Genomic DNA, 8,461 nt, shown 5'->3' with positions numbered 1-8,461 from the left:
GTGCTCCTCCTGGGTCGTGTCCGCAGAGTCCCGTCGTCCGCCCGAAGGGCGGGCCCCGCGGCGTCTGGTGCGTGCTCTCGGCGCGCCGGGCGGAGTCCCTCGTACTGGATGTACTTGGGGCTTCGCCCGGCGCGGCGAGAGTGCGTGCCAGGCGTCGCGGGGCAGACGGGACTTTGCGGACACGGCCTAGCGCTGCGTCCGGTGCTCCGGCCCGTACTTCCGCCCCGCGCGGGAGCTGATCCCCCCGAGCAGCCCGCGCGGCACCAGCTTCGTCGCGCCCAGCAGCACCTTGTAGCGCGGGTCCGGAACCGACAGGGACTTGCCGCGGGCCAGGTCCGCCAGGGCCGCCGCGACGAGCTTGTCCGCGTCGAGCCACAGCCAGGCGGGGATGTTGTCCGTGCCCATCCCGGCCCGCTGGTGGAACTCGGTCCGCACGAAGCCGGGGCAGAGCGCCATCAGCCGGACGCCGCTGCCCGCCAGGTCCTTCGCGGCGCCCTGGGTGAACTGCACGACCCACGCCTTGGAGGCGCCGTACGTCCCGCGCGGGACGAAGGCCGCGACGGAGGCGACGTTGACCACGCCGCCGCGCCCGCGCTCGCGCATCGCCTCGGTCGCCGCGGAGGTCAGCCGCAGTACGGCCTCGCAGTGCACCTTGAGCATCTTCAGCTCGTCGGCCATCGGCACGTCGAGATAGCGGCCCTTGTGGCCGAAGCCGGCGTTGTTGACCAGCAGGTCGACGGGGTTCTTGCGGTCGGCGAGCCGGGCGGCGACCGCCTCGATGCCGTCGTCCGCCGCCAGGTCCGCCGTCAGCACCTCGGCCTCGATGCCGTGCCGGTCGTGCAGTTCGGTCGCCTGTTCCCGCAGGCGCCTGGTGTCCCGCGCCACCAGGACGAGGTCGTGCCCGTCAGCCGCCAGCCGCCGTGCGAAGGCGGCACCGATTCCCGCGGTCGATCCCGTAATCAGAGCCGTTGTCATGCGGCAAGCGTAGTGACCCGGACGGACGGCGTCCGCTCCCGTGACGCCCGTTCAGCAGCTGTTCGCGCGGCCTTGCCCGGCCCCGCCCGTCTGCTGCCCGCCCGCCACACTCGCGCCGTACTTCTCCATGTACGTACGGGCCACCGCCAGCACCTCCGGGTGCAGTGCCGCGCCCGCCACGGGCAACAGCGGCAGCAGCTCCCGCTCGGTGGTGACCGCGCGGAACTGGAGGGCGACCGTGATGTCGTGGGCGGGACGGTGGAGGATCTCCACCGCGTCGCCCGCGCGGATCTCGCCCGCCTCGATCACCCGCAGATACGCCCCCGGCGCCGCACGCTGCGTGAACCGCTTCACCCAGCCCTGTTCACCCAGATGGCCCTGGAAGGTGAGACAGGGAATCCGCCCGGAGGTGACCTCCAGGACCACCCGCGGCCCGATCCGCCACCGCTCGCCGATCCGGGCGCCGGAGACGTCGATGCCCGAGGTGGTCAGGTTCTCGCCGAACGACCCGTTCGTCAGCGGGCGGCCCAGCTCGCGCTCCCAGGCGTCGAGGTCCTCCCGGGCCATCGCGTACACCGCCTGGTGGTCCCCGCCGTGATGGCGCACGTCGCAGACCGCGTCCCCCGCGAGCCCGCTCGCCCCGGACCCCTTGGCGCCGGGCGCCGCCACCCGCACCGGCCCGTCGACCGGGCGCTTGTCGATGCCGGTCAGGCCCTCGGGCTGGTCGGTGTACGGCACGGCCCGGGGCCGGCCCAGATTCACTGACAGAAGCCTCATGGCGGCACGGTAGACCCCCGCTGCCAAAAGTGTCGACGCACTATTCGTCGCCATGTCCAAGAACCGCTTATGCTGAAAGGGTGATCGAAGCCCGTCATCTGCGCGTGCTGCGCGCCGTCGCCGCCACCGGTTCCTTCTCCGCGGCGGGACGCGAGCTGGGCTGCACCCAGCCCGCCGTCAGCCAGCAGATGAAGGCCCTGGAGACCTCCGTGGGCACGCCGCTGCTGGTGCGCAGCGGACGGGAGATGCGCCTGACGCAGGCGGGCGAGGCGCTGGTGCGGCACGCCGCCGGGATCCTCGCCGGGCTCACCGCGGCCGAGGAGGAGGTCGCCGCGATCGCGGGCCTGCGGGCCGGGCGGGTGCGGCTGGTGTCCTTCCCGAGCGGCAGCTCCACCCTCGTCCCCACCGCCCTCGCCGCGCTGCGGGCCGCGCATCCCGGGACCCGGGTCTCCCTGGAGGAGGCCGAGCCGCCGCGGTCCGTGCAGCTGCTGCGCGAGGGGGACTGCGACATCGCGCTCGCCTTCCGGTACGAGGGCGCGTCGGGTGCCGAGGAGTGGGACGACCTCGTCGTGCGCCCGTTGCTCACCGATCCGCTGGTCGGGCTCGTCCCGGAGAGGCACCGGCTGGCCGGCGCGGCTTCCGTGCCCATCGCCGAGCTCGCCGACGAGCCCTGGATCGCGGGCTGCCCGCGCTGTCGCGGTCAGTTGGTCGAGGTGTGCGAGGGCGCCGGCTTCACGCCTCGGATCGACTTCGCCACGGACGACTATCCGGCGGTGATCGGCCTGGTGGGCGCGGGGCTCGGCGTGGCGGTCCTGCCGCAGCTGGCGATCGAGTCGGTACGGCCAAGGGGCGCGCGGACGGTGACGCTGGAACCGGCGGTGCGGCGGGAGGTCGTCGCGCTCACGCTGCCGGACCTGGCGCAGGTGCCGGCCGTGGCGGCGACGCTGGACCAGCTGGGGCGGGCGGCGGCGCGCTGACGCGCTGAACGGCTGGGGTACGAACTGAGGGCACGCGCACGCGTGCCCTTTGCCGTGTGGATGTGTGCTCGGGCGTGCGTGCGGACGGTGTGCGCGGCTCGTGCGTGAAGAAACGTTCCTTCAGTTGTTCGAGGCGGTGGTTCCGCCTGCGGTCGACGCCGACACCAGCCGGTGGCGCGCCCGGCCCATGAGCTCTTCGCGCTCGTCCTCGGTCAATCCGCCCCACACGCCGTACGGTTCGCGCACGGCCAGCGCGTGCGCCGCGCACTGCGCGCGGACCGGGCACCTCATGCAGACCTCTTTGGCCGAGTTCTCACGAGCGCTCCGCGCCGCCCCGCGCTCGCCCTCCGGATGGAAGAAGAGCGAGCTGTCCACCCCGCGACAGGCCGCGAGGAGCTGCCAGTCCCACAGGTCCGCGTTCGGTCCGGGAAGGCGGGAGAAATCTGCCATTGCGTGACCCCTTGTAGCCGTTCTGACGGATACGGTGCCCACGACCGTACATCTACGATCTAAGGAGATGAAAATATGACTCATTGCGAATCTAGCCTCAGACATCACCACATGGGAAGAAATAGGGCTAAATGGGGCATGGTTGTGATGAAAGCTTGAGAGTCTGCCGCGCGCGTCTGCATCGTGTTCGAGCCCTCACGTAGAGTGCCGAAGATGGCACACGGCTCCGTAACTCTTTCGAGTGACCGTCGTTGAGAGGGCGGAGGCGGTTGAAAACACAAGCGCTCGGGCAGGTGTCCGAGACGGTCGACCGCACAGGTGACGATTTCGTACCAGCCTGGAGGCTCAAGGTGACGTGCATCAGCTGCGGAGGGCGGCCATGACTTCCGTCCTCGTCTGCGACGACTCCCCGCTTGCCCGAGAGGCGCTTCGCCGTGCGGTCGCGACCGTGCCCGGTGTGGAGCGTGTGACGACGGCGGCCAACGGCGAGGAAGTCCTCCGCCGCTGGGGTGCCGACCGCTCGGACCTGATTCTGATGGACGTACGCATGCCCGGTCTGGGCGGCGTCGAGACCGTGCGGCGGCTGCTGTCCGCCGACCCCGGGGCGCGCATCATCATGCTCACCGTCGCCGAGGACCTGGACGGCGTGGCCCTCGCGGTCGCCGCCGGTGCGCGCGGCTACCTGCACAAGGACGCCTCCCGTGCGGAGTTGCGGGCCACCGTGACGCAGGCGCTCGCCGACCCGACCTGGCGGCTGGCCCCGCGCCGGCTGCGCTCCGCCGAGATGGGTGCGGCGCCCACCCTCACCGCCCGGGAGATCCAGGTCCTGGAAGGCATGAGCCACGGTCGCTCCAACGCCGAGATCGGCCGCGAGCTGTTCCTCTCCGAGGACACCGTCAAGACCCACGCCCGCCGGCTCTTCAAGAAGCTCGGCGCCTCGGACCGGGCCCACGCGGTGGCGCTCGGCTTCCGCTGGGGCCTGGTGCGCTGACCGGCCGCCCGACCGGCTCGTAGGGCACGGGAGCGACCGGTGGCGCGGGCGGTCCGCGCGGCGGTCCGCGCGGGGCGACGGAGAACCCGGCCGGTCGACGGGCCGTGAGGCCCGCAGTGGTCCGGCCGTGCGGTCGATGCGTACGGCGCGGGATCATCCAGCCGCGAGGGCGGAGGAGGGAGTCGACCCGATGGGGACATCCCCCTGCGCCGGCCCCGCGGAGAGCCGGGTTCCCCCGCGGAGCCGGTTTCCCGCGGCGAGGCGCGGCCCCCGCATGTCCCGGGACGCCGAGCGGCCCGCCGCGACCCCGGCCGGGCGCCGCACGCGACTCGTCCGGACGCCCATGACGGACGGCACATTCGGACCCGGCCCCGCTCCCGGACCAGCGGTACGGTCCGGACCGGGTGGCCGCGCGGGGCGGTGCCCCGGCCGTACGGCCTCCTCCGGCGCCCTCGTCCGGTGCGGCCGGCTGAGCGCGCGGAGGCCGGGACGCGTATCCCACAGTGACCCCGAGGGGTGCCGTGGTCGCAGGTCAGCGCGTCGGAGCGGCCGATCGGCGGGTGCCCGCTGCTCGTTTCGGCGCGGATGCCGCATCCTTGAGGTGTGGAGTTCCTCGGGGACGAGTCGGTCGAGCGGAAGGGGAGGGCGCAGGGGATGAGTTCCGGCGCACCTGCTCATAACGCTTCGGTGCACAACAACGGACGCGGTGCCGCGGATCGGGTGGCCGCAGGGCACGATGGACCGATGCGCGACGACGAGGCGGTCACGGCCCCTGGGGGGATCGGCGCACTCGTGCACCGCGCCGTCGACGGGGACGAGCAGGCCACGCACGATCTGCTCGCCCATGTCCACCCGCTCGCGCTGCGCTACTGCCGCACCCGCCTGTCGCGGCTGCCGGGTGACGCCCGGCACTTCGTGGAGGACCTGGCGCAGGAGGTCTGCGTCGCCGTCCTGCTCGCCCTGCCGCGCTACAAGGACACCGGCCGCCCGTTCGAGGCGTTCGTCTTCGCCATCGCCGCGCACAAGGTCGCCGACCTCCAGCGGGCCGCGATGCGGCACCCGGGTTCGACGGCGGTGCCCTCGGACGAGATGCCCGAGCGGCCCGACGACTCCCTGGGGCCCGAGGAGCGCGCGCTGCTCAGCAGCGACGCCGAATGGGCCAAGAAGCTGCTGGCCAACCTGCCGGAGAACCAGCGCGAACTGCTGCTGCTGCGGATCGCCGTGGGCCTCACGGCGGAGGAGACCGGCCAGATGTTGGGAATGTCACCCGGGGCCGTCCGGGTGGCTCAGCACCGCGCGCTGAGCAGGCTGCGCGCGCTCGCCGAGCAGTAGGCGCCCCCCCCCGTACCCAGCCCCTTCGCGGCCCGCGCTGAACGGGCCGGACCGCATTTCCGTACGAACATACGAAGCTCGGGGCCGCCCCGAACCGTGGAATGAGACGGCCGTTTATCCCGTTAGCATGGACATCCGCACCGATCAAGGCCATTTGGGGAAGGTGTCATGACTGCCAACGTCGACGGAGTGCCCGGAAAATTCGCGACACTCGGGCTGACCTACGACGACGTGCTGCTGCTGCCGGGCCCGTCGGACATGGCACCCGACGAGATCGACACCGCCTCGTACGTCTCCAGGAACGTGCGGGTGAACATCCCGCTGCTGTCCGCCGCCATGGACAAGGTCACCGAGTCCCGCATGGCGATCGCGATGGCCCGCCAGGGCGGTGTCGGCGTGCTGCACCGCAACCTGTCCATCGAGGACCAGGCCAACCAGGTCGACCTGGTCAAGCGCTCCGAGTCGGGCATGGTGACCGACCCGATCACCATCCACCCGGACGCCACGCTCGCCGAGGCCGACGCGCTGTGCGCGAAGTTCCGCATCAGCGGTGTCCCGGTCACCGACGGCGACAAGAAGCTGCTCGGCATCGTCACCAACCGCGACATGGCCTTCGAGACCGACCGCGCCCGCCGGGTGCGTGACGTCATGACGCCGATGCCGCTGGTCACCGGCAAGGTCGGGATCTCCGGTCCGGACGCCATCGAGCTGCTGCGCAAGCACAAGATCGAGAAGCTGCCGCTGGTCGACGACGAGGGCGTCCTCAAGGGCCTGATCACGGTCAAGGACTTCGTCAAGGCGGAGAAGTACCCGAACGCCGCCAAGGACGCCGAGGGCCGCCTCATCGTCGGTGCCGCGGTCGGTGTCGCCGGTGACGCCTACGAGCGCGCCCAGGCGCTGATCGAGGTCGGTGTCGACTTCATCGTCGTCGACACCGCGCACGGCCACTCCCGCCTGGTCGGCGACATGATCGCCAAGATCAAGTCCAACTCCTCCGGCGTCGACGTCATCGGCGGCAACGTCGCCACGCGGGACGGCGCCCAGGCCCTGGTCGACGCCGGCGCGGACGGCATCAAGGTCGGCGTCGGCCCCGGCTCCATCTGCACCACCCGCGTGGTCGCCGGCGTCGGCGTCCCGCAGGTCACCGCGATCTACGAGGCCGCGCAGGCGGCCCGCGCGGCCGGTGTCCCGGTCATCGGCGACGGCGGTCTGCAGTACTCCGGCGACATCGCCAAGGCCCTGGTCGCGGGCGCCGACACGGTGATGCTCGGCTCGCTGCTCGCGGGCTGCGAGGAGTCGCCGGGCGAGCTGATGTTCATCAACGGCAAGCAGTTCAAGTCGTACCGCGGCATGGGCTCGCTGGGCGCCATGCAGTCCCGCGGCGACCGTAAGTCGTTCTCCAAGGACCGCTACTTCCAGGAGGGCGTCGCCTCCGACGAGCAGCTGATCCCCGAGGGCATCGAGGGCCAGGTGCCCTACCGCGGCCCGCTGTCCTCGGTCGTCCACCAGCTGGTGGGGGGCCTGCGCCAGTCGATGTTCTACGTCGGCGGCAAGACCGTGCCGGAGCTGCAGGAGAACGGCCGGTTCGTCCGGATCACCTCGGCGGGCCTCAAGGAGAGCCACCCGCACGACATCCAGATGACGGTCGAGGCGCCGAACTACAGCCGCAGCAAGTAGGCACCACGCTCGGTCGGGGCGGCTCCGGGAACTCCGGGGCCGCCCTTGCCGTACCCGTCGGGGATACTGGAAGGCGCTGAAACGCATCAGGGAAAGGCCACACACGTGACTGAGATCGAGATCGGGCGCGGCAAGCGCGGCCGCCGGGCGTACGCCTTCGACGACATCGCCGTCGTCCCCAGCCGCCGTACGCGGGACCCGAAGGAGGTCTCGATCGCCTGGCAGATCGACGCCTACCGCTTCGAGCTGCCCTTCCTGGCGGCCCCCATGGACTCGGTCGTCTCGCCGGCCACGGCGATCCGGATCGGCGAGCTGGGCGGCCTCGGCGTGCTCAACCTCGAAGGCCTGTGGACGCGGTACGAGGACCCGCAGCCGCTGCTGGACGAGATCGTCGGCCTGGACGCCGAGACGGCCACCCGCCGGCTGCAGGAGATCTACGCGGCTCCCATCAAGGAGGAGCTGATCGGGCAGCGCATCAAGGAGGTGCGCGACTCGGGCGTGGTCACCGCGGCCGCGCTCTCCCCGCAGCGCACGGCCCAGTTCTCCAAGGCCGTGGTGGACGCGGGTGTGGACATCTTCGTCATCCGCGGCACGACGGTCTCGGCGGAGCACGTCTCCGGTTCGCACGAGCCGCTGAACCTGAAGCAGTTCATCTACGAGCTGGACGTCCCGGTGATCGTCGGCGGCTGCGCCACGTACACCGCCGCCCTGCACCTGATGCGCACCGGCGCGGCGGGTGTGCTGGTCGGCTTCGGCGGCGGCGCCGCGCACACCACGCGGAACGTGCTGGGCATCCAGGTGCCGATGGCGACCGCCGTGGCGGACGTGGCGGCGGCCCGCCGGGACTACATGGACGAGTCCGGCGGCCGGTACGTGCACGTCATCGCGGACGGCGGCGTCGGCTGGTCCGGCGACCTGCCCAAGGCGATCGCCTGCGGCGCCGACGCGGTCATGATGGGCTCCCCGCTGGCCCGCGCGACCGACGGCCCGGGCCGGGGTCACCACTGGGGCATGGAGGCCGTCAACGAGGAGCTGCCGCGCGGCAAGAAGGTCGACCTCGGCACGGTCGGCACCATCGAGGAGATCCTCACCGGTCCGTCCCACACCCCGGACGGCTCGATGAACCTCTTCGGCGCCCTGCGCCGCGCCATGGCCACCACCGGCTACAGCGAGCTGAAGGAGTTCCAGCGGGTCGAGGTCACGGTCGCGGACTCGCAGCACAGCCGCTGACCCGTACGTCGGCGAAGGGCCCGTCCACCCCGGTGGACGGGCCCTTCGCCGA

General features: G+C 71.9%; 8 protein-coding genes. 5 read left to right on the top strand and 3 right to left on the bottom strand.

Annotated elements, in window-relative coordinates:
- Positions 1-186 precede the first annotated feature (186 nt).
- Positions 187-975: an SDR family NAD(P)-dependent oxidoreductase gene (locus tag CCN42_RS24895; RefSeq protein WP_086738966.1), complete on the bottom strand. Its 789-nt coding sequence runs from the start codon at positions 973-975 to the stop codon at positions 187-189.
- A 51-nt stretch (positions 976-1,026) separates the two neighbouring features.
- Positions 1,027-1,752: an MOSC domain-containing protein gene (locus tag CCN42_RS24890; RefSeq protein WP_086738964.1), complete on the bottom strand. Its 726-nt coding sequence runs from the start codon at positions 1,750-1,752 to the stop codon at positions 1,027-1,029.
- Positions 1,753-1,832: 80 nt separating this feature from the next.
- On the opposite strand from CCN42_RS24890, the gene CCN42_RS24885 reads away from it, so the two are divergent.
- Positions 1,833-2,729, top strand: a complete 897-nt coding sequence (locus tag CCN42_RS24885) for a LysR family transcriptional regulator (protein WP_086171070.1) — start codon at positions 1,833-1,835, stop codon at positions 2,727-2,729.
- Positions 2,730-2,849: 120 nt separating this feature from the next.
- Here CCN42_RS24885 and CCN42_RS24880 read toward each other — a convergent pair whose 3' ends face one another.
- Positions 2,850-3,179, bottom strand: coding sequence for a WhiB family transcriptional regulator (locus CCN42_RS24880; RefSeq protein WP_086738963.1), 330 nt, complete (start codon positions 3,177-3,179; stop codon positions 2,850-2,852).
- Between the two features lie 379 nt (positions 3,180-3,558).
- Here CCN42_RS24880 and CCN42_RS24875 point away from each other — a divergent pair, with 379 nt between their 5' ends.
- From CCN42_RS24875 to CCN42_RS24860, 4 genes are all read left to right on the top strand, one after another.
- Positions 3,559-4,170, top strand: coding sequence for a response regulator transcription factor (locus CCN42_RS24875; RefSeq protein WP_003948568.1), 612 nt, complete (start codon positions 3,559-3,561; stop codon positions 4,168-4,170).
- 744 nt (positions 4,171-4,914) lie between these two features.
- On the top strand, positions 4,915-5,502 hold the full coding sequence (locus tag CCN42_RS24870; protein ID WP_086171072.1) for a sigma-70 family RNA polymerase sigma factor: 588 nt from the start codon (positions 4,915-4,917) through the stop codon (positions 5,500-5,502).
- 168 nt (positions 5,503-5,670) lie between these two features.
- Positions 5,671-7,179: an IMP dehydrogenase gene (gene guaB, locus CCN42_RS24865; protein ID WP_086738961.1), complete on the top strand. Its 1,509-nt coding sequence runs from the start codon at positions 5,671-5,673 to the stop codon at positions 7,177-7,179.
- Positions 7,180-7,284: 105 nt separating this feature from the next.
- Positions 7,285-8,409 (top strand): GuaB3 family IMP dehydrogenase-related protein, encoded by a 1,125-nt coding sequence (locus tag CCN42_RS24860; RefSeq protein WP_086171074.1) that lies wholly within the window; start codon positions 7,285-7,287, stop codon positions 8,407-8,409.
- Positions 8,410-8,461: the final 52 nt, after the last annotated feature.

The organism is Streptomyces glaucescens (assembly GCF_002154375.1).
In the GTDB taxonomy this organism is placed as follows: Bacteria; Actinomycetota; Actinomycetes; order Streptomycetales; family Streptomycetaceae; genus Streptomyces; species Streptomyces glaucescens.
Note: the sequence above shows the minus strand (reverse complement) of the source record. Positions and strands in the feature narration are given on the sequence as shown.

Excerpts from the sequence above, each read along its gene's own strand:
- CCN42_RS24895 (WP_086738966.1), bottom strand. The coding sequence starts at position 975 with ATGACAACGGCTCTGATTACGGGATCGACCGCGGGAATCGGTGCCGCC.
- CCN42_RS24890 (WP_086738964.1), bottom strand. The coding sequence starts at position 1,752 with ATGAGGCTTCTGTCAGTGAATCTGGGCCGGCCCCGGGCCGTGCCGTAC.
- CCN42_RS24880 (WP_086738963.1), bottom strand. The coding sequence starts at position 3,179 with ATGGCAGATTTCTCCCGCCTTCCCGGACCGAACGCGGACCTGTGGGAC.
- CCN42_RS24875 (WP_003948568.1), top strand. The coding sequence starts at position 3,559 with ATGACTTCCGTCCTCGTCTGCGACGACTCCCCGCTTGCCCGAGAGGCG.
- CCN42_RS24870 (WP_086171072.1), top strand. The coding sequence starts at position 4,915 with ATGCGCGACGACGAGGCGGTCACGGCCCCTGGGGGGATCGGCGCACTC.
- guaB (WP_086738961.1), top strand. The coding sequence starts at position 5,671 with ATGACTGCCAACGTCGACGGAGTGCCCGGAAAATTCGCGACACTCGGG.